We start from the raw sequence: 19,484 nt of genomic DNA, 5'->3' as shown, positions 1-19,484 counted from the left end.
GTCTGTATGGTTCTTTCTCACATAACGGAATGAAGTCAGGCAAAAGCTGATTTAATTCCGGTTATTTTTCTGAAAGATAAGGAGTTATACGCAGATTTACTTCTTAAATATTCTGTTATTCAGAGATTTTGAAGTGATTTATAGTATGGAGCTTTATTTGCAGAAATAAAAAAAGCCCGCTGATCAACGGGCTTTACAAGGTTTTAAAATATTCATTTAAACTGTTCAACGGCATCGCTGAGATCGTAAACCTGGGTGTCTTTCAAGGCCGACTGTAAGATGCTGCTTCCTGCCGCACTTCTGTAACCTCCGGCGCAGTGAACGACTACAGGTTTTGACTTCGGGATTTCATCCAACGAATCACGCAGCTCGTTCAGCGGTATGTTAATGGCATGATCGAAAAATTTTCCCTGTGAGACTTCACTTTTATTTCTAATATCCAGAACGGTATAAGAAGAAGTGTCTTTTTTAAAGGCTTCCAGATCGACCGGCTGCATTTTCTCAAAAACCTTATCTCCCAGGGTTACCACGGCTTTCACCTGTTTTTCATAACCAATTTTTGCGACCCTGTGAAGTACTTCGTGACGGTCGGTTATTGAATCGATAACCAGATAAAAGGGTTCTTCGGGCCTGACGATCGATCCCAGCCAGGTTTCAACCTTATCCTCTTCTTTTCTGGCCATGATATTGATACTGCCGGGCAGATGTCCTTTTTTATACTTCTCTTCATCACGGGTGTCAACAACCAAAATCTCTTTCTCAAGCGCGTTGACCTTATCCAGATAGGGAACGGTTGCGATACCGGCTTCGAAGCGGTCTGCTCCGTTCTTATTGATATCAACATCAAAACCGAAGTAAGAGGGTATGAACGGCTGGTCTGCAAGAATGGTATCGACGAATTCCTGTTCACTCTGGTCTTTAAATGCCCAGTTACCCTGTCTTTCGTTTCCAAGGGTACTTGAAGCATCACTGCTGAGGTTCTTTCCGCAGAGAGAGCCTGCACCATGAGCAGGATATACCAGTGTTTCATCGGGAAGCTCATTGAACTTGGTACGGATGGTGTTATACATCATTTTTGCCAACTCTTCCCTTTTAGCCTTCATATTTCCTGCTTTCTCCCTAAGGTCAGGTCTTCCTACATCACCTATGAACAAGGTGTCACCTGTGAACATCGCCTTGGTTCCATCTTCATCTGATGCAACGATGGTTATCCCGTCTGGTGAATGCCCCGGTGTATGAAGGCAGGAAAATGTGACTTCGTTCATTTCAAGGGTGTCGCCATCATCAAAAGCCAGATGCTCATAGGCTGCACCAACCATCTTACTGGTATAGATAGTAGCTCCGGTCTCTGTATGTATCTGCTTGTGACTGCTCACAAAATCTGCATGCGGATGTGTTTCAAATACCGCTACAATTCTGGCGTTCTGCTCTTCGGCGAACCGATAATAAGGTTTTGGATCTCTGGCAGGATCTACCAGTGCGATCTTGTCACCGCTTACTATGGCGTAGGAATAATGTGCTAATGGTTTATCTTCAAATTGTTGGATCTTCATAACCTGTGTTTTATTTTTTGGCTAAGATACCATTGAAGATACTCAAATTCAGTAACAAAGGTTACAGGAAGGGCTTGTGCTTAGCTGAACCGGGACAGAAATTCGGCAAATTTCCGGTGAAAAGCGATCAGGATTAATCCGCCGAGAACATCGAAGCCTGTAAGGATGTAAGACAGGTTGGTCCCTGAAGATTTTGAAGTGGCGGAACTGAAAAGTTTTTCCAGCGTTCCGGGTTGTTTCTCGGGTTGAATGGCCAGATAGGTCTGATACAGAAATTCAGGCAATGCTCCCAGGAAAAGCAGAAATCCGGCAACCAGTAATGCGACACTGAATATATCGCGACTCTTTAAAGTGCCGGTACGAAACTCTTTTGTGTCAAAGCCTTTATCAAGTCCCAAAAGATCGATTACGGTGTCTGATTTGCGTACGAGCAGGTAAAAGAGCAGGAACAGGAAGATTAGGGAAAGCAGGACCCAAAGGGTTGCAGATGCCGGTGCTTCGTCATAAATATCACCGATCACTTCGGGAAGAAAGCTGAAAAGCGTGATCAATAAACTATACAGGGCAAACAGCCTGATTATTATTCGGAAAAAGTCTCTGTAGGTCATCAAATAAGGGGTTTTGAGGCGAATATACCACTCTTGAGGTTTTTCTGAAATATTGGACCGCCTTAAAAAACAAAAACATGAATTTTGTAAGAAATTATTTTCTTTTGTGCAATAAATTTTATAGTATTACAACACCTCCCCGTAAAATTTAATGACTTTTTTATGGAAACCTTAAAGGCTTATCGTAAAGATGATGCATATGAGGCCGGTGCCAACAGCACTGAAACCGAAGATCATAGCAGGGAAGAGTTCACAGAAACACAGCGGGAACTTCTTTTGCGCACTACCCGGCAGGCACAGGATATGGATCAACGACTGCAGCGGTTTGAAAGCCTGGTAGGGGTATTGTCAAAATTAACGGTCTTACTGGCTTTGATGCTGATCACCCTGATCACCGTTATGGTCTTTCAATACCTGTAAGGGGTTAACTGTATTCCAAATACTTATCGGTTACCTTACCATATTTTAATGCGAGTGTATCTTTAATATAATTCTGATATACTTTCCAGGGGTGGCTTGAGCCTTGTTTTGGAAGTATGTCCAGCGCTCTTTTCACATAACCGGCCTCAAAATCAAGTAAAGGTTCAGAAGAAAATGCCTTGTCGTCAAATCTTGGGGTACAGGTCTCATAACCATGCTTTTCCATATGATTCAATATCCGGGTTACGTAATGACAGTTCAGGTCGCATTTGAGGGTCCATGAGGCATTGGTATAGCCAACCGCGATGGCAAAATTCGGTACATCGCTGAACATTACCCCTCGATAAACATGAAGGTTTGAAGTATCTGTGACTTGCTTGTCGATACTTAATTGCATCCCGCCAAGAAGTTTGATCTTCAGGCCTGTTGCTGTGACGATCAGGTCGGCCTTAAGGGTTTTACCTCCCTTGGTGATAAGGCCCTCCCTGGTGAATGTATCGATGGTGTCGGTTACGATACGTGCCTTCCCGGATCTCACAGCCTTGAACAGGTCGTTGTCAGGTACCAGGCAGAGTCGCTGATCCCACGGATCATAGCTCGGATCAAAATCCTGATCCTTGTATTTGTCTCCGAGTTGTTCGGCTATTTTGTCTTTGATGAACTTTCTCATCTTCCCTGGCCACTTTCTTGATACCTGGTAAAGAGTAAGGCTTACCAGGATGTTCTTCCATCTGGCGAGGGTATGTGCCACAGAGGCTGGCAGGTTTCTTTTTAAGAAGTTAGCGAGGGCATCTTCCCGGGGAAGATTGAGGATATATGTAGGCGAACGCTGCAGCATGGTGACACCGGAGGCTTTCTTGGCCAGTTCCGGTACCAGCGTCACTGCTGTGGCTCCACTCCCTATCACGATGACCTCTTTGTCGGTATAATCGATCCGGGAATTCCATTGTTGGGGATGAATCACTTCTCCTTCAAATACCGAACTCTGTTCACGAAGAGGGTCGTAACCTTTTTCATAATCATAATACCCGCTGCAGACAAAGAAGAATTTGCAGGTGAGTTCGAGCTTTTCTGTCCCATTTTTTTCAACCTTTATTTTCCAGGTACGTCGCTCAGAATCCCAGTCAGCGGCAATGACCTTATGCCGGTATTTTATCTTTTTATCCAACCCGAATTTCTGAGCGGTTTCTTTGATGTATTTCAGAATGGAAGGGCCGTCTGCTATGGCCTTGGCATCTTTCCATGGATTAAAGGAAAAACCAAGGGTATACATGTCTGAATCAGACCTGATTCCCGGGTACCGGAATAGGTCCCAGGTTCCGCCCATATCTTTTCTGGATTCAAGTATGGTAAATGACCTGTCCTTGCATTTGTCCTGAATATGATAGGCGGCACCGATACCGGAAAGTCCGGCACCGACGATAATGACGTCGTAAGTAGTTTCCATAGGTTGATAAAGGTATGGTAATGGTTTTCTAAAATAAGAAATTTCAGTGGGAAGCCTGTATTATTTCTATGGGTTGGGTAAAGGTTGCTAAAGAAATGAGTGCTTTTACCGACCTATCCCGGCAATGGCTAAAGCCCGGCGAGTCTGAAAGCCTTTTCCAGAAGCTCCTTGTCGTCTTTGATCCAGCCCATCAGTTCCTTGTTGAGGTATGGGTCCATGAATGCAAACTCAAGCAATTTACCTCGAGCATCGGGATTTGCCACAAGATAATCACTCAGGAACCTTCGGGTTTCATCGTTTGTTTTCAGGTAATCGATAGCCTTTTCCTGTAAGGGTGAAACATTATGAACAAGGGCATATTGCAGCCTGGCCTGCATATCTTTATTATTTTCCAGGTAATGAAGTTTGTCTTCGTAATCCATGCGATTACTGTCAATTTTCCCGGGTTCGCCGGTACGTGTCACCGATGAGGCAGAGCCGCAGGCAGATACCAATACAAGCATAAACATGACAAACAGGCTTCCTGCTCTTCGAAGGTATGTGGCGTGAAAAATTGACATACTGAAATTTAATGAAATATGTTGAGAAAAAGAATGTGGCACTGGTGTTTATCGCCCAGCGGTCAAATTCAAAGGATTTAAAATGCCAACAGTTTGTTAAAGCCTGTTATTTCACGAAAGGCTTGTTAATGTCATAATACCTTTACACTGATACGGCTCCACAACCTTTTCAGCATAAAGGCTGAGACCACTGCCGTGAATGTTGCCAACACAGCCTTTAGTGATTCGCCATAGATCCAGTAACCGGTGGCAAACAGACTGCTGTAAATCAGGGCACAGCCCCAGAGCATAGCCAGAATACCGGCAGGAACACTCCACTTTTCATTTAACTGATGCAGCTGTATGTCTTTTAATCTGGCTTTTTCAAGGATCTTTTTCCAGCCGGGTCCGCCGGGTTGGGTCTTTTTGTAAAATCTAAAGAGTGTTTCCGTTTTTTCGGGCGGAGTCAAAAAGGTGACCGACAGCCAGATGATGGTAGTTACCAGAACAATAAGCGGGAATTTTGCCCATGGGGGTAACAGGCCTTCCGGTCCGAAGAGCAGGAGGTCGATGGCCGGAATGTTCAGAAGAATGGATACGATTCCTGAGGAGAACATGGCGGCTATTTCACTCCAGGCATTAATACGCCACCAGAACCATCTCAATATGAATATGAGTCCGGTTCCGGCTCCGAACATCAGGATATAATCGAATAACTGCTTGGCATTGGTAAGGGCGAGAGCCACCAGGGCACTGCAAACCATAAGGGTAATCGTGGATATTCTCCCCACATTGACCAATTGTTTCTCACTTGCTTCAGGATTTACCTGTTGTTTATAGAAATCGTTCACGATATATGAAGAACCCCAGTTGAGATGGGTCGATATGGTCGAAATGTAGGCAGCAGCCAAAGAAGCCATCACCAGGCCTAACAACCCGCCGGGCAGTTTGGTGAGCATGGCTGAATAGGCCAGGTCCTGTCCGAGTTTATCTTCTGCCACATTGGGAAAGGCTTCCTGCAGGCTGGCGATATCAGGGTAGACCACCAGAGAGGCGAGAGCCACCAGTATCCATGGCCATGGTCTCAGCGCATAGTGCATGATGTTAAAGAAAAAGGTAGCACCGATGGCATGATTTTCATTTTTGGCAGCGAGCATCCGTTGGGCGATATAACCTCCTCCGCCTGGTTCAGCTCCGGGATACCAGGAACTCCACCATTGTACGGCTAGGGGGATCACCAGAAGAGCCATTACGGCCTCTGTATCATTCAGGTCGGGTATCAGACTTAGTCTGGTGCTTACGGCTTCATGCTGTAACAGCTTTTCCAGACCACCCACTTCCGGCAGATTCACGCAGTAATAGGCTGCCCCGATAGTGCCGGTCATCGCTATGAAGAACAGCAGAAAATCGGTATAGACCACACCTTTAAAACCTCCGAAGGCACTGAAGATCATGGTGATGGTTCCGGCTACGGCAACTACGGTAATGGGAGAAACCCCCAGCATTACCTGTCCGATCTTTATGGCTGCCAGCGTTACGCCTGCCATTGCCAGTATGTTGAAAAATACCCCGAGATATACCGCTCTGAACCCTCTGAGGAAGGCTGCTGGCTTTCCTCCGTAACGCAGTTCATAGAATTCGATATCGGTGGTCACCTCAGACTTTCGCCATAGTTTGGCATAGATAAATACGGTGAGTAAGCCGGTTATAAGAAAGGCCCACCAAACCCAGTTTCCTGAAACCCCGTTGCTTCTTACAATATCTGTTACCAGGTTAGGGGTGTCGGTCGAAAAGGTGGTTGCGACCATTGATAAACCCAGGAGCCACCAGGGCATACTACGTCCTGAAAGAAAGTATTCTGACGAGCTCTTTCCTGATTTCTTCGAAAAATAAAGACCGACGATGAGAATGACCGCAAAAAGGCCGAATATCAGGAAATAATCCAGGGTGTTCAGGTATACCATGACAGCGTAGGTTGTTTGCGACCGGTATTGTGACCGGTATAAGCAGGTTTATGGCCGGTGAAGATAGTATTTTTTGGGAATTTTCCGGAAGGGCTCAGCGATTGGTTCTTAGTTTCAGCTTACCGCATGGCTTTGTTAAGTATGCCCATGACACCCCTTATAAAGGCAGCGCTGGTAAGTACTTTCAGTACCGGGTTCTGCCGGGTTGATCTTCTGGTGCGACCTGAAAGTTTTTCCCGTTCCTTTTTTGCCTGTTCCATCTGCTCGTCTTCCCGGGCCTCCTCGATCTTGCGGCTCAGTATTTCATAAGCACTTTCACGATCTATATCTTCCTCGTATTTTGAGGTAAGAACCGATGAGCGGTGTACCTGTTCGATCTCCTTTGCTGAAAGAATATCCATTCGGCTCTGTGGTGCCCGCATCATGGTTGCAGAGAGGGGGGTGGGCCTCCCTTTTTCATCGAGGGCTGTTACCAGAGCTTCTCCTATTCCGAGATTAGTCAGGACTTCAGCGGTATCGTAAAAGTCTGAAAGCGGGTAGTTCTGGGCGGTCATTTTTATCTTCTTTCGGTCTTTGGCAGTAAAGGCCCTTAAGGCGTGTTGCACTTTGAGCCCCAGTTGAGAGAGCACGCTCTCGGGGATATCTGTAGGATCCTGGGTGATAAAGAACAGTCCGATTCCTTTAGACCTTATCAGTTTAACCATACTTTCGAGCTGATCGAGCAAAGCCTCAGATGCCTGGTCAAAGATGAGATGGGCCTCATCTATGAAGAGTACCAACTCGGGTTTGTCGGGATCACCCAGCTCAGGAAATGTATTATAAACCTCTGCAAGGAGACTGAGCATGAATGTGGAGAACAATTTGGGACGGTCCTGTATGTCATCAAGCCTGATAATATTGATATAGCCCTCTCCTTCCGGGGTTTTGCGAACGAGATCTTTCACTTCGAACGATCGTTCTCCAAAAAAACGATCAGCACCCTGTTGTTCCAATTCGATGATCTTCCTCAGAATAGCCCCGGTGGAAGCTGTAGATACCCGGCCGTAGGCCTGTTCGAACGCTTCTTTTCCCTCCTCTGTGGCATATCGCAGGATCTTTTTAAAGTCATTGAGGTCCAGCAATGGCATTTTATGGTCATCACAGTATTTGAATATCACGGCCACGATTCCCTGCTGGGTGTCATTCAGGTCCAGAATGCGGGAAAGCAGTATTGGTCCGAATTCCGAAACCGTAGCTCTGAGCCGTACGCCTTCCTGTTCAGACAGGCTCATCAACTCGACCGGGAACGATCGCGATTCCCATGTGAGTCCGATCTTTTCCTGTCTTTCATCGATCTTTGGGTGAGGGTTGCCTGCCGCGGCCAGTCCGCTGAGATCTCCTTTCAGATCCATCAAGAGCACTGGTACTCCCTTTTGCGATAAACCTTCGGCCAGTACCTGCAGCGATTTGGTTTTACCTGTTCCCGTGGCACCTGAGATGAGTCCGTGGCGGTTCATGGTTTCCAGCGGAATACTGATATGATGACCGGTCATTACTTCATTCCCGAATATGGGTGCTCCCACGACCAGGGAGTCGCCCTTGAAATTGTAGCCCTGATCGATCTGATGCAGGAAATCTGACTTTTGATCCATAATGCGTAATTTCTTTAAAAATAAAGTAATTTTAGCTAACTGTAAATCTGAAAATTATGAAATTGAACACACTAGTTCTCCTGTTTTCCTGCTTTTTGTTTTCCGGGATCCATGCCCAGGAAACGCTCATTTTCCACGGTTCCCATGAACCCAAAAAGGCTGATGCCCCCTATAGCGATGTGGTTGAAGCCGGGAATCTTCTGTTTCTGGCCGGACAGATAGGAATGGATCATGATACCAGAACGCTTGTCGATGGGGGGATACAGGCACAGACCCGTCAGGCGATCGAAAACATCAAAGAGGTGCTGGATCAGCATGATATGGGATTAGACCGGGTGGTAAAGGCTACGGTGATCCTTGCTGACATAAATGATTTTGCAGCTTTCAACGAGGTTTATACCGAATATTTTACCAATAAACCCGCCAGAACTACTTTCGCAGCGGCAGGGCTGGCCGCCGGTGCAGCTATTGAGATCGAGGTGATCGCGGTAAAGTGACAGGATTGATTTATCGGTTTCCCGCTAGGGGAGTGCAGGGAACTTACTTATCTTTGCCGCATGAGTGAAAAAGAGATCATGACACTGGTTGATAAGGGCGAAATGCTGCCTTTGATGGAAGAGTTCTATACCATACAGGGAGAAGGCTTTCATAAAGGAACCGCTGCCTATTTTATACGAATAGGCGGTTGTGACGTGGGATGTCACTGGTGTGATGTGAAGGAAAGCTGGAATGCCGCCACCCACCCACCCACCGCGGTCGATCAGATCGTTGATAATGCAGCCCGATATTCAGATACCATCGTGATCACCGGAGGAGAGCCGCTCACCTGGAGTATGGATTATCTTACGGCTAAGCTGAAGGAGAGGGGGCTCAAAATTCATATCGAAACCTCGGGTGCCTATCCGTTAAGCGGACAGTGGGACTGGATCTGCCTTTCACCCAAAAAGATCAAACTTCCCAAAGAGGAGATCTACCAGAAAGCTCACGAACTGAAAGTGATCATCTATAACCAGCACGATTTCAAATTCGCTGAAGAACAAGCGGCCAAGGTTAATAATGACTGCATACTTTATATGCAGCCTGAATGGAGCCGCAGGGATAAAATGATCCCCGAGATCGTCGACTACGTGATGAAAAACCCGAAATGGAAAGTGTCGTTGCAGACACATAAGTATCTGAATATTCCTTAGTGGTCAGGTGGTCAGGTGGTCAGGTGGTCAGGTGGTCAGGTAGTGAGATGGTGAAGTGGTGAAGTGGACACTTTTGATGATGGGGCTGGCTTACGCTGAAAATTTTGTCTAAAAAATGCGGCATCCCTGCGTCTCTGATTTTTTTAAAACTTTCGAGAGTCCCACTTCGACAGTCCCGATACTTCGGGGCAGTGTGACAAGAGCCGCATAACTGCATAACCGTTTAACCGTATCCCTGTGTCCCTGCATCCCTGAAATTGAGTGTTTCGTTAAGTCCACTTCGACAGTCCCGATACTTCGGGGCAGTGTGACAAGAGCCGTATCCCTGCATAACCGTATAACCGCATAACTGTATCCCTGCATCTCTGTATCCCTGAAATTGGGAGTTTCGTTAAGTCCACTTCGACAGTCCCGATACTTCGGGGCAGTGTGACAAAGCTGTATAACTGTATAACCGCATAACTGCATAACCGTTTAACCGCATCCCTGTATCCCTGAAATTGGGAGTTTCGTTAAGTCCACTTCGACAAGCTCAGTGTGACAAGAGCCGTATAACTGCATAACCGTATCTCTGCATCCCTGCATCCCTGCATCCCTGAAATTGAGTGATTCGTTAAGTCCACTTCGACAGTCCCGATACTTCGGGGCAGTATGACAAGAGCCGCATAACTGCATAACCGTATAACCGCATCACCTAAGTATTTACTTTCTCCAGATAAACCATTGTAGCAATGCGATAAAGAAGACCACCGCGGCCCAGAAAAGACTGCCTTCAAAAGCGGTTTCAGGAAAACCCGAAGATTGGATTAAAAAAGCAAATGCCAGCAGCAAAAATATGGGGACCGAAGCAGCTGAAAGAATGATCTTTTTCGCCTGATTTGCCGGTTTTACTTCGGGCTGCTGAGTTTTCTTTCTCAGGTCGTTATCAGAAAAGTTGAGAGTTTCTTGTAAGGCGCGAATGGTGAAAGGACGGGGAAGAACCTCCCCCTTTTCAATTCTTTGGATGGATCTGAGGCTGATACCGGTTTCATTGGAAAGTTCAGTCTGAGTATAGCCGATCTTTTCTCTTCGGTCTTTGATAGTTTCTGCCAGTTTTTCTTTATCGATCTTCATTTGTAGTTGGTTTTGTTGCCTTTTTCATACGTCACTCTTACGACATTTTACCGCCGGACGCCAAAAATAACATTTTAATACCAGGCAGAAAGACAGCTGATTATGCAATGGCCTGAAGGGTGTCACCTAAAATGGCATATTCGTTACACTCCTATACAGCGGTGGTTCCCAGGCAATGATCAAGTACTTTTGTAGACTCAAAACTATTTGATATGCTCTTTATAACGATCATGCTTCTTATTTCATGGGTGGTACTACGCCTTACAGGTAATAACCTTAAGGTTTTAGGATTGATACCAGACCTTCAGACCGGGCTGCAGTTTCTAAAGGGGTTTTTGCTTTTTGCATTTATGGCGGCAGTCTACTTTTCGGGAATTGTTGCACTGTTGCAGGCCGATGTGATTTTAAATGAAAACTATGGTGCAGTCGATTTTCTAAATGGCGCCTGGTGGACCCTGAGATCGGTTCTCATGGAAGAGGTGATGTTTCGTGGAGTACTCCTGTACCTGGGTATAAGATACCTGGGGCCCTATAAGGCCATAATTTTATCAGCGATCGTTTTCGGAATATGGCATTGGTTTTCATATGAGGTGATCGGTGATGTTTCCCGAATGATTTCTGTCTTTGTGCTTACAGGTACAGGCGGATTGCTTTTTGGTTATGCGTATTACAGAACCGGTTCTTTGCTCTTACCTATCGGACTGCATTTTGGCTGGAATCTGGTGACTATTACCATATTTTCTCAAGGTCCGTTGGGAGAGCAGCTTCTGATCACGACGACTGAAAACAGTCTGGGAAGTTTGTGGAGTATTTTGAGCTTTCTTTATCAGAGCCTGTTGGTTCCACTGTTTGGGTTCTTGCTGGTGAAGAATTTCGCAGGGGGTGGTAGGGTCATGGGTCATAAAACGGTCTGGTAGTCAGGTGGTCAGATGGTCAGGTGGTCAGGTAGTGAGATGGTGAAGTGGTGAGATGGTGAGGTGGTGAAATGGATGATTTTAGTGATGGGGGGGCAGCTTATTATGCTGAAAATTTTGTCTAAAAAATGCGGCATCCCTGCGTCCCTGATTTTTTTAAAACTTTCGAGAGTCCCACTTCGACAGTCCCGATACTTCGGGGCAGTGTGACAAAGCTGTATAACCGCATAACCGTATAACTGCATAACTGCCTAACCCTTTTCACCTCATAATCCGGGCGAGATAGTCGTAATGTTCTCCTTCGGTGATGAGTTCGCATGTAAGACCTGCCGAGCTGCAGAGATCTGTCAACCGGCCGAAATCCAGGTATAGCCAGGAGGTTTCCAGTATCTCATCTTTGTATTGCAGGGTGTAGTCCAGTTCTCCGTAATACCGGTCAGAGGGAACCCATTTCCCGCCATCATCATCTTCATCGTACATATAGATGAGATCAGATGAGTCGATCAGTATCTGCCCTCCGGGAGCCAGCAGCCTGCTGAGTTTTTTCAGGCGTTCCCCGGCCTTGTTCATGGAATGCAAAAGTCCGGTGCCGTTCATCAGCATCAGCAAGGTATCGTATGTGCCGGTGTCTTCAAAAACATCTCCCTGCCTTGCATTTTTCACTCCCCTGGCCCTGGCCACGCTAATAGCAGCCTCGCTGGTGTCGATGGCAGTTACTTCCAGACCTCTTTTGTTCTGAAGGTATAAGGCATGGCTTCCGGCGCCGCAGCCTGCATCAAGAACACTTCCGCGACTCAGGTCTAAAGCCTTTTGTTCTATCAGGGGCATTTCATCGTATTCCCTAAATAAGAATTCCATCGGAAACTCATCTTCCTCTGAAATAGATGTGGAGGTTAACAATGGTTCTTCCTGCCTTCCGTGGAAAGCATCAAGCATGGCATGGCCCATTGGATCTGACTTCATAATTTTCTGTTGTATTTTTGCATTATGGAAAAACGATTGGAGCAGCTGCCGCAACTAGCCAAAGATAAATATAATGAGAACAGGAAGTTCTTCCGCAGGCTTAAAAAGAAGCCACCCAGGCAACTGGATTATATCATGCAGGAACTTCATGAGGAAGAGTTCTCACGAACCGATTGTCTGGATTGCGCCAATTGCTGCAAGACCACCGGCCCGCTTTTCACCGATACAGATATTGTGAGGATCTCGAAATTCTTAAAGATGAAACCACAACAGTTCACAGACACCTATCTGCGAATCGATGAGGACAACGATTATGTGCTGCAGCAGGTGCCCTGCGAATTCCTTGGCGCAGACAATAAGTGTCTGATCTATGAGGTACGGCCGAAAGCCTGCCGCGAATACCCGCACACCGACCGCAAAAAGATCTACCAGATCGGGAATCTTACTGTGAAGAATACAGCCATTTGTCCGGCAGCCTTTAATATCGTGGAGGAGATGAAAAAGCGACTTCCGGTATAAAGAGAAAATAGTTATATTTCGCCTATGGAAACGATCATCGAATACTTTGAGACCATTCCCTCATCTCACAGGAGCCTGATCCTGGTATCGGGAATCACCTTCTTCTGGCTGCTTGAATATGCGGTACCCTTGTTTAAGTTCGACTATAAAAAGTTCAGGCATGCCTGGCCGAATATATTTTTCACCCTGACCACCATAGTGATCAACTTTATGCTGGCATTCATTTTGCTGAAGACCAGCGACTGGACCGTGAGAAATGATTTTGGTTTGTTGCAATGGCTTGATCTGCCTTTATGGGCAACCGTTATTCTCGGGGTCATGCTGCTCGATCTGATCGGTGCCTGGCTGGCTCACTGGGTGCAGCACAAGATCAAACCGCTGTGGATGTTCCATTTGATTCACCACACCGATAACCATGTAGATACGACTACAGCAAACCGTCACCATCCCGGGGAAAGCGTCATTCGGTTTATTTTTACCACCCTGGGCGTTTTCGTGCTGGGAGCCCCTGTCGGGATCATTCTTTTATACCAGTCGTTGTCTGTGGTACTCTCACAGTTCAATCACGCGAACATAGTGTTACCCAAGAAGGTCGATACCTTAATCAGTTATCTGATCGTATCACCAGATATGCATAAGGTGCATCATCATTATGTGCTTCCATATACAGATACCAATTACGGTAATATCTTTTCGATTTGGGACCGGCTTTTCGGTACTTTCTCCACCATCAGGAACGAAGAGCTGGTATATGGAGTGGATACTTATCCTGATGTGGATTCAAACTCGAAGATCGCCATCCTTTTGAAATTACCCTTCGGAAGATACCGCGCTCCTGAGGGAGCCAAGTTTGAAGGCACTACTGATACAGCAAATAAGCAGACCGTTTCTTAAGAAATTCTGAAACTCCGGCTTCCCAGCCTTTGCTGATCTCTTCTGCACTCATTCCCGATTCGATCTGTTTTTGCAGTTCTGCTGTTCCGGCATGTTTGGTGAAAGAAGCCGTTCTAAAGAAATTTTCCTTATCTCCTGAATGGTTGTAGGCTCTGATGATCCAGCTCAGATCTACCTCGTTCGGGACAGCAACATTACTCAGGTCTTCTCCGTAACATAATTTCCCTTCATGCTTCGGGTGTTTCGCCCCGAAATTTGGCTCCGGTACATAGTTGAATTCAAAAAATGTGCTGTCAAGCTCCGGAGCGCCGTATCGTTGAAACTGATACTCTGTGCCCCTTCCGGCATTGATGGTCGTACCCTCGAAAAGCCCGAGACTGGGGTATAAGGCTATCGACTGGTCATTAGGCAGATTCGGCGAAGGGCGTATTGGCAGGTGATAGGCCATGTTCCTGTTATAGTTTTTAAGACCGATCACACGCAGCTCAGCCTGTTTGCCATTCTCCAGCCACTTTTCACCATTGATCATCTGCGCGTACTCCCCGATCGTCATCCCATGTACAAGGGGAATAGGATGCATGCCCAGGAAGCTCTGATGCTCAGGTTCGAGAGTGGGCCCGTCGACATAATTTCCGTTCGGATTCGGCCTGTCAAGTACCAGGACCGGGATCTGATGCTCAGAAGCAGCTTCCATCACATAATGGAGGGTGGAAATGTAGGTGTAAAAGCGAACCCCCACATCCTGTATGTCAAAGACGATCAGATCGACTCCTTGCAGTTGTTCTGCCGATGGTTTGCGGTTCTTTCCGTAGAGAGAAACGATGGGAAGTCCGGTTTGAGCATCCTTTCCGTCAGCCACCTTCTCACCGGCATCAGCTCTTCCCCTGAAACCATGTTCGGGAGCAAAAACCTTTTGAACGGCAATATCAAGACTAAGCAGGGAGTCTACCAGGTGCGTATAGGAAGGGGAGGTGTCAGTATGGTCTGCCCTGAAGATCACAGAGGTCTGATTCGCTACCACAGCCACTTTCTTGTCTTTGAGATAGGGGAGGTAGGCCTCGGTGCGGTTGGCACCGGTAATAATCTGTTCAGTGGCAGTTGTTTCAGCAGAAACTTTCTGTTCAACTTTTTGGTTGCTGCAGGTGATTCCTAAGAATAACAACAATAAAAATGTATTTTTGAACTGAAATAAGGAGATCATACGTTGAATTTAGAATATTTTATCGCAAAGAGGCTCATCAAAGGTGAGGAGCATAAAAGTAGTATTTCGGCCCCAATTATAAAAATAGCAATTGCGGCCATTGCTATTGGTATCGTGATGATGATGATCGCCATAGCCACCGGTACCGGATTGCAACTTAAAATACGCGAAAAGATCGCGGCCTTCAACGGTCATATCCAGATATATAATTATGACAACAACACTTCTGAAGTCTCGATAAATCCCATATCTCTTAATCAGGACTTCTATCCGGAGTTCCAATCTGTAGAAGGCATAAGCCATGTACAGGCGGTGGCTTCGAAGGGTGGGATTATCAGAACAGCTGAAACTTTTGAAGGGGTGATTGCAAAAGGTGTGGGTGCAGATTATAACTGGGATGTTTTCAAGGACTACCTGGTCGCCGGCCGGCTGCCTGACTATACTCAGAAACGCAATGAAGAGGCACTTATCTCCCGGTACCTGGCAAACCGTTTAAAGTTCGAAGTGGGAGATGAATTCTGGGCCTTTTTCCTCAAGGAAGATGAAGGTGCTATTCCCAACCAGATCAAATTCACCGTAACCGGTATTTACGATAGTGGATTTCAGGATTTTGATTCGAATTATATGTTCGTCGATCTCAGGCATATTCAACGCATGAATCGTTGGGATGATGATCAGATCGGTTCCTTTGAGGTATTTATTGATGATTTCGATGAACTGGAAGAAAAAGGCCGGGAGATCTATGGAGCAACGCTTTCCACCCTGGACTCGCAAACCATAAAGAACAAGTTCTACACCATTTTTGAATGGCTGTCATTATTCGATTTTAATATTGCCATTATCATCGGGATTATGATCATTGTAGGGGGGATCAACATGATCACCGCCCTGCTGGTGCTAATTTTGGAGCGTACGCAGATGATCGGTATCCTGAAGGCACTCGGAACGAGTAACTGGAGTATTCGAAAGGTGTTTTTATACAATGCCGCCTACCTGATCGGAATTGGTCTTCTCTGGGGTAATCTCATCGGACTGGGTGTGCTTTTTGCTCAGAAGTTTTTCGGGTTTATTCCCCTGGATCCGGAAACCTATTATGTGTCGACCGCACCGGTGCATATCAACCTGACACATATCTTACTGCTCAACGCCGGTACCTTACTGTTGTGCCTGCTGATGCTGCTCATACCTTCATACATCATCACCAGAATATCTCCGGCCCGTTCCATCCGTTTCGAGTAGTCAGTGGTTAAGGCTGAGTACTTTCATAGAAGATTTCATGAATGAAACCGTATCTTTGCAGCCAGATTAAGCTACTATGAAATACGCTGAGAACATATTAGAGACCATAGGGAATACACCCCTTGTTAAATTGAATAAATTAACCCGTGATATAGATGCTTTGGTGCTGGCTAAAGTGGAAACCTTTAACCCGGGGAATTCGGTAAAAGACCGTATGGCAGTAAAAATGGTGGAAGATGCAGAGGCCGACGGAAGGTTGAAGCCGGGCGGAACCATCATAGAGGGAACCAGTGGGAATACCGGTATGGGTTTGGCCCTGGCTGCTATTGTAAAGGGCTATAAACTGATCTGTGTGATCAGTGATAAACAATCAAAGGAAAAGATCGATATTCTAAGGGCTGTTGGAGCTGAAGTAGTGGTGTGCCCTACTAATGTTGAGCCTGATGACCCGAAATCATACTATTCAGTTTCACGACGACTGGCTGAGGAGATACCTAATTCATGGTATGTCAATCAATATGACAACAAATCGAATGCGATTGCACATTATGAGCAAACCGGGCCTGAGATCTGGGAACAGACAGACGGGAAGATCGATCATTTTGTAGTGGGAGTTGGAACCGGAGGAACCATTTCAGGTGTGGGGAAATATCTCAAGGAAAAGAACCCGAACATCAAGATTTGGGGGATAGATACCTACGGTTCAGTATTCAAGAAATATCACGAAACCGGCGAATTCGATCATAACGAGATTTACCCGTATATCACAGAAGGAATCGGGGAGGATATACTACCGGCTAATGTCGACTTCGATGTGATTGACGGTTTTACCAAAGTCACAGATAAAGACGGAGCAATTTACACCCGAAAGCTGGCCAAGGAGGAAGGTATATTCGTAGGGAATTCGGCAGGTTCTGCCATCAAGGGTGTTCTGCAGTTAAAAGAACATTTCAAGCCGGGTCAGACCGTTGTGGTACTATTCCATGATTCAGGCACACGCTATGTTGGGAAGATGTTCAACGACGACTGGATGCGCGATCGCGGTTTCCTGGAGGAAGAGGAAATGAAAACGGCTGCAGACCTGGTGGAAAAGCACGACCTGGAACTGATCACGGCCAGAACGGAAGAACTGGTTTCACATGCCATCGAAAGGATGAAGAAATATAATATTTCACAGATCCCTGTGCTTGACAGCAAAGGATTTGCCGGATCGCTGGATGAATCGGTATTGTTTAAGGCATATATTGAGAATAAAGATGTGGCCGACCTTCCAATCCGGGAGATCATGAGTCCGCCCTTTCCGGTGGTAAGCCGAACGACCTCGGTCGATGAGGTGGCCCGTATGATCAATCGGGAGAACAAGGCAGTACTCATCGATCTGGGAGAGCATAATTACCGTATAATCACCAAACACGATATCATCAGTTCGATCTGATCAGATCCCCTCAAGTTGAGGGGATTTTTTTTGGGTACATGATTTGGTTTTCAGTAACTTACTGTGAAACACAACAGGTTATGAACTCAAGGAGAAATTTTATAAGGCAATCGGGACTGATCGCAGCAAGCAGCCTGCTGCCATTCCCTTCCGGGGCTTTCGTTCCCCAAAGAAAGCTTGGAGTGGCTCTTGCCGGTCTGGGCTATTACAGTACCGATCTGCTGGCACCGGCTTTACAACAAACACAGTATTGCGAATTGCGAGGTATCATTACGGGAAGCCCTGAGAAGATCCCGGTCTGGCAAAAGCGGTACAATATTCCCGATACCAACGTTTATAACTATGAAAACATGTACCGCATCGCTGATAACGGTTCCATTGATGTCGTATATATCGTTTTACCAAATGGTTTACATGCTCAGTATTCACGAATAGCGGCCGATGCAGGGAAACATGTTTGGTGCGAAAAACCAATGGCCATGAATGCCAGGCAATGCCAGGATATCATCGATGCCTGCGAACGCAATAAGGTCAAACTCAGCATCGGCTACAGAATGCAGCATGAACCCAACACTCAAAAGATCATCGAATGGGCAGCTTCAAAACCCTATGGGGAAATTAATGATCTTATAGCCCAGGCAGGTTTTTACAATAGCGCTTCAGACCGTGGTCATTGGAAATTGCATCCCGAGCTGGGAGGTGGTGCCATGTATGATATGGGGGTATACCCTTTGAACGCAGCCCGCTATGCTACCGGTATGGAGCCTGTGGCAGTAACCGCCAGGCATGAAACCACAAGGCCTGAGATATTTGATGAGGTCGATGAAACCACGATTTTTGAACTTGAGTTTCCGGGCGGGGTCACGGCAACGTGTAAGACGTCATTCGGGGAGTCGATCAACCGTCTGGAGGTCAATTGCGAGCAGGGCAATTACTGGTTGCGTCCGATGCAGTCATATACCGGGGTATCCGGAGGGAGTAGCGACGGGAAGATTCTGAAGCCTTTTGGCGGGAACCAACAGGCCAGGCAGATGGATCACGACGCTCTCGCGATTCTGGATGATAAAGCGGTCAGGGTACCGGGAGAGGAAGGCCTGAAAGACCTCAGGGTAGTGGAGGCCATATTCGAGTCGGCCGGGAAAAATGGTGTCAGGGTTAAACTGTGAAATTTTTTCGATGAAAGGATATTGTTCTTGGATTAAACCAAAAAATGTCGTATATTTCTTTAATACTTATGCGTAGCCCCACATCTGTGTTTGTTAACTTCAAAACAATGGAAAAATGGGGCAATCTTTACACAACGAATCTCCTATCCTGATCTACGCTCTGAAAGCTGTAGTCTTCATTTTGATCGCCGTGCTTTCATGGGTGGTGATCTCGTTGTTATTCAGTCTTTTCGGTGTGATAGCATCATAGGGTAGTTCATTCATCGCGATTTTTTCAGCAGAGTAGTTCTCCGCTAAGCGGGCTTTTGTGCTTTCTTGCCTTTGTTCTATAATTTTTTCAATAAGCCTGATTTATAATATCTATCAGCTTTTTTGATGCTTCCGTTTCAGTCTTCTTAAAATTTTCTTAACTTCCCGATTCAAAATTTGTTAATACTTCTAATGTTTAAGGATTTTATTAAGAGTTTTGGACTGCTCAATATTATTATGATCATTGTCGTCCTTTCAACTATTGTCATCGCAGAATACCTCTTTCTGTCCGGTCATAAGTTATACGGAATCTTTGTCGGATTATGGGCACCAACCATTTTAGGGTTTATGAATTATTTTAAGCAAAGCAATTGATGACAGATTTCGTGTTGTTATATTCTGTAGTTGTCGGGATCATCTTCGTGATCTGGCTCGTCTT

General features: G+C 46.0%; 19 protein-coding genes. 10 read left to right on the top strand and 9 right to left on the bottom strand.

Going from position 1 to position 19,484, the window contains the following annotated elements:
• Positions 1 to 212: 212 nt before the first annotated feature.
• A complete protein-coding gene (locus K7R10_RS04140; protein WP_224483422.1) occupies positions 213 to 1,553 on the bottom strand; it encodes an MBL fold metallo-hydrolase in 1,341 nt (446 codons plus the stop codon).
• 80 nt (positions 1,554 to 1,633) lie between these two features.
• Positions 1,634 to 2,161: a hypothetical protein gene (locus K7R10_RS04135; protein ID WP_224483421.1), complete on the bottom strand. Its 528-nt coding sequence runs from the start codon at positions 2,159 to 2,161 to the stop codon at positions 1,634 to 1,636.
• A 162-nt stretch (positions 2,162 to 2,323) separates the two neighbouring features.
• Here K7R10_RS04135 and K7R10_RS04130 point away from each other — a divergent pair, with 162 nt between their 5' ends.
• Positions 2,324 to 2,581 carry a hypothetical protein gene (locus K7R10_RS04130; protein WP_224483420.1) on the top strand — a complete coding sequence of 86 codons (258 nt, stop codon included), beginning with the start codon at positions 2,324 to 2,326 and terminating at the stop codon, positions 2,579 to 2,581.
• Between the two features lie 4 nt (positions 2,582 to 2,585).
• Here the strand turns inward: K7R10_RS04130 and K7R10_RS04125 are convergent, their stop codons facing one another.
• The 4 genes from K7R10_RS04125 to K7R10_RS04110 form a co-directional block, all read right to left on the bottom strand.
• Positions 2,586 to 4,028 carry a flavin-containing monooxygenase gene (locus K7R10_RS04125; protein ID WP_224483419.1) on the bottom strand — a complete coding sequence of 481 codons (1,443 nt, stop codon included), beginning with the start codon at positions 4,026 to 4,028 and terminating at the stop codon, positions 2,586 to 2,588.
• A 128-nt stretch (positions 4,029 to 4,156) separates the two neighbouring features.
• Positions 4,157 to 4,588, bottom strand: a complete 432-nt coding sequence (locus tag K7R10_RS04120; protein WP_224483418.1) for a hypothetical protein — start codon at positions 4,586 to 4,588, stop codon at positions 4,157 to 4,159.
• 131 nt (positions 4,589 to 4,719) lie between these two features.
• Positions 4,720 to 6,531, bottom strand: a complete 1,812-nt coding sequence (locus K7R10_RS04115; RefSeq protein WP_224483417.1) for a sodium:solute symporter family protein — start codon at positions 6,529 to 6,531, stop codon at positions 4,720 to 4,722.
• Positions 6,532 to 6,650: 119 nt separating this feature from the next.
• Complete coding sequence (locus K7R10_RS04110) at positions 6,651 to 8,162, bottom strand: helicase HerA-like domain-containing protein (RefSeq protein ID WP_224483416.1); 1,512 nt, start codon at positions 8,160 to 8,162, stop codon at positions 6,651 to 6,653.
• 56 nt (positions 8,163 to 8,218) lie between these two features.
• Here K7R10_RS04110 and K7R10_RS04105 point away from each other — a divergent pair, with 56 nt between their 5' ends.
• Both K7R10_RS04105 and K7R10_RS04100 read left to right on the top strand, forming a co-directional pair.
• Positions 8,219 to 8,659, top strand: coding sequence for a RidA family protein (locus K7R10_RS04105; RefSeq protein ID WP_224483415.1), 441 nt, complete (start codon positions 8,219 to 8,221; stop codon positions 8,657 to 8,659).
• Between the two features lie 60 nt (positions 8,660 to 8,719).
• Positions 8,720 to 9,352: a 7-carboxy-7-deazaguanine synthase QueE gene (locus K7R10_RS04100; RefSeq protein ID WP_224483414.1), complete on the top strand. Its 633-nt coding sequence runs from the start codon at positions 8,720 to 8,722 to the stop codon at positions 9,350 to 9,352.
• A 702-nt stretch (positions 9,353 to 10,054) separates the two neighbouring features.
• Here K7R10_RS04100 and K7R10_RS04095 read toward each other — a convergent pair.
• Complete coding sequence (locus K7R10_RS04095) at positions 10,055 to 10,465, bottom strand: helix-turn-helix domain-containing protein (RefSeq protein WP_224483413.1); 411 nt, start codon at positions 10,463 to 10,465, stop codon at positions 10,055 to 10,057.
• Between the two features lie 212 nt (positions 10,466 to 10,677).
• Between K7R10_RS04095 and K7R10_RS04090 the strand changes: the two genes are divergently transcribed.
• Positions 10,678 to 11,382, top strand: a complete 705-nt coding sequence (locus K7R10_RS04090) for a CPBP family intramembrane glutamic endopeptidase (RefSeq protein ID WP_224483412.1) — start codon at positions 10,678 to 10,680, stop codon at positions 11,380 to 11,382.
• 258 nt (positions 11,383 to 11,640) lie between these two features.
• Here the strand turns inward: K7R10_RS04090 and K7R10_RS04085 are convergent, their stop codons facing one another.
• Positions 11,641 to 12,342 carry a class I SAM-dependent methyltransferase gene (locus K7R10_RS04085; RefSeq protein WP_224483411.1) on the bottom strand — a complete coding sequence of 234 codons (702 nt, stop codon included), beginning with the start codon at positions 12,340 to 12,342 and terminating at the stop codon, positions 11,641 to 11,643.
• Positions 12,343 to 12,366: 24 nt separating this feature from the next.
• Between K7R10_RS04085 and K7R10_RS04080 the strand changes: the two genes are divergently transcribed.
• Both K7R10_RS04080 and K7R10_RS04075 read left to right on the top strand, forming a co-directional pair.
• The gene (locus K7R10_RS04080) at positions 12,367 to 12,861 is read left to right on the top strand and encodes a YkgJ family cysteine cluster protein (RefSeq protein WP_224483410.1); all 495 of its coding nucleotides are present in this window, start codon (positions 12,367 to 12,369) and stop codon (positions 12,859 to 12,861) included.
• 24 nt (positions 12,862 to 12,885) lie between these two features.
• The gene (locus K7R10_RS04075) at positions 12,886 to 13,755 is read left to right on the top strand and encodes a sterol desaturase family protein (protein WP_224483409.1); all 870 of its coding nucleotides are present in this window, start codon (positions 12,886 to 12,888) and stop codon (positions 13,753 to 13,755) included.
• Here K7R10_RS04075 and K7R10_RS04070 read toward each other — a convergent pair.
• Positions 13,721 to 14,956, bottom strand: a complete 1,236-nt coding sequence (locus K7R10_RS04070; RefSeq protein ID WP_224483408.1) for an exo-beta-N-acetylmuramidase NamZ family protein — start codon at positions 14,954 to 14,956, stop codon at positions 13,721 to 13,723. The genes K7R10_RS04075 and K7R10_RS04070 overlap by 35 nt on opposite strands.
• Positions 14,957 to 14,959: 3 nt before the next feature.
• Here K7R10_RS04070 and K7R10_RS04065 point away from each other — a divergent pair, with 3 nt between their 5' ends.
• From K7R10_RS04065 to K7R10_RS15270, 4 genes are all read left to right on the top strand, one after another.
• A complete protein-coding gene (locus tag K7R10_RS04065) occupies positions 14,960 to 16,195 on the top strand; it encodes an ABC transporter permease (protein WP_224483407.1) in 1,236 nt (411 codons plus the stop codon).
• 76 nt (positions 16,196 to 16,271) lie between these two features.
• Complete coding sequence (locus tag K7R10_RS04060) at positions 16,272 to 17,630, top strand: pyridoxal-phosphate dependent enzyme (protein ID WP_224483406.1); 1,359 nt, start codon at positions 16,272 to 16,274, stop codon at positions 17,628 to 17,630.
• 80 nt (positions 17,631 to 17,710) lie between these two features.
• Positions 17,711 to 18,796 (top strand): Gfo/Idh/MocA family protein, encoded by a 1,086-nt coding sequence (locus K7R10_RS04055; protein WP_224483405.1) that lies wholly within the window; start codon positions 17,711 to 17,713, stop codon positions 18,794 to 18,796.
• A 115-nt stretch (positions 18,797 to 18,911) separates the two neighbouring features.
• Positions 18,912 to 19,046 (top strand): hypothetical protein, encoded by a 135-nt coding sequence (locus K7R10_RS15270; protein WP_255610451.1) that lies wholly within the window; start codon positions 18,912 to 18,914, stop codon positions 19,044 to 19,046.
• Positions 19,047 to 19,484 lie beyond the last annotated feature (438 nt).

The sequence above is a fragment of the Robertkochia aurantiaca genome, assembly GCF_020166495.1.
Classification (GTDB): Bacteria; Bacteroidota; Bacteroidia; order Flavobacteriales; family Flavobacteriaceae; genus Robertkochia; species Robertkochia aurantiaca.
The sequence above is the reverse complement of the archived record's forward strand: the minus strand, read 5'-3'. Positions and strand labels throughout refer to the sequence as shown.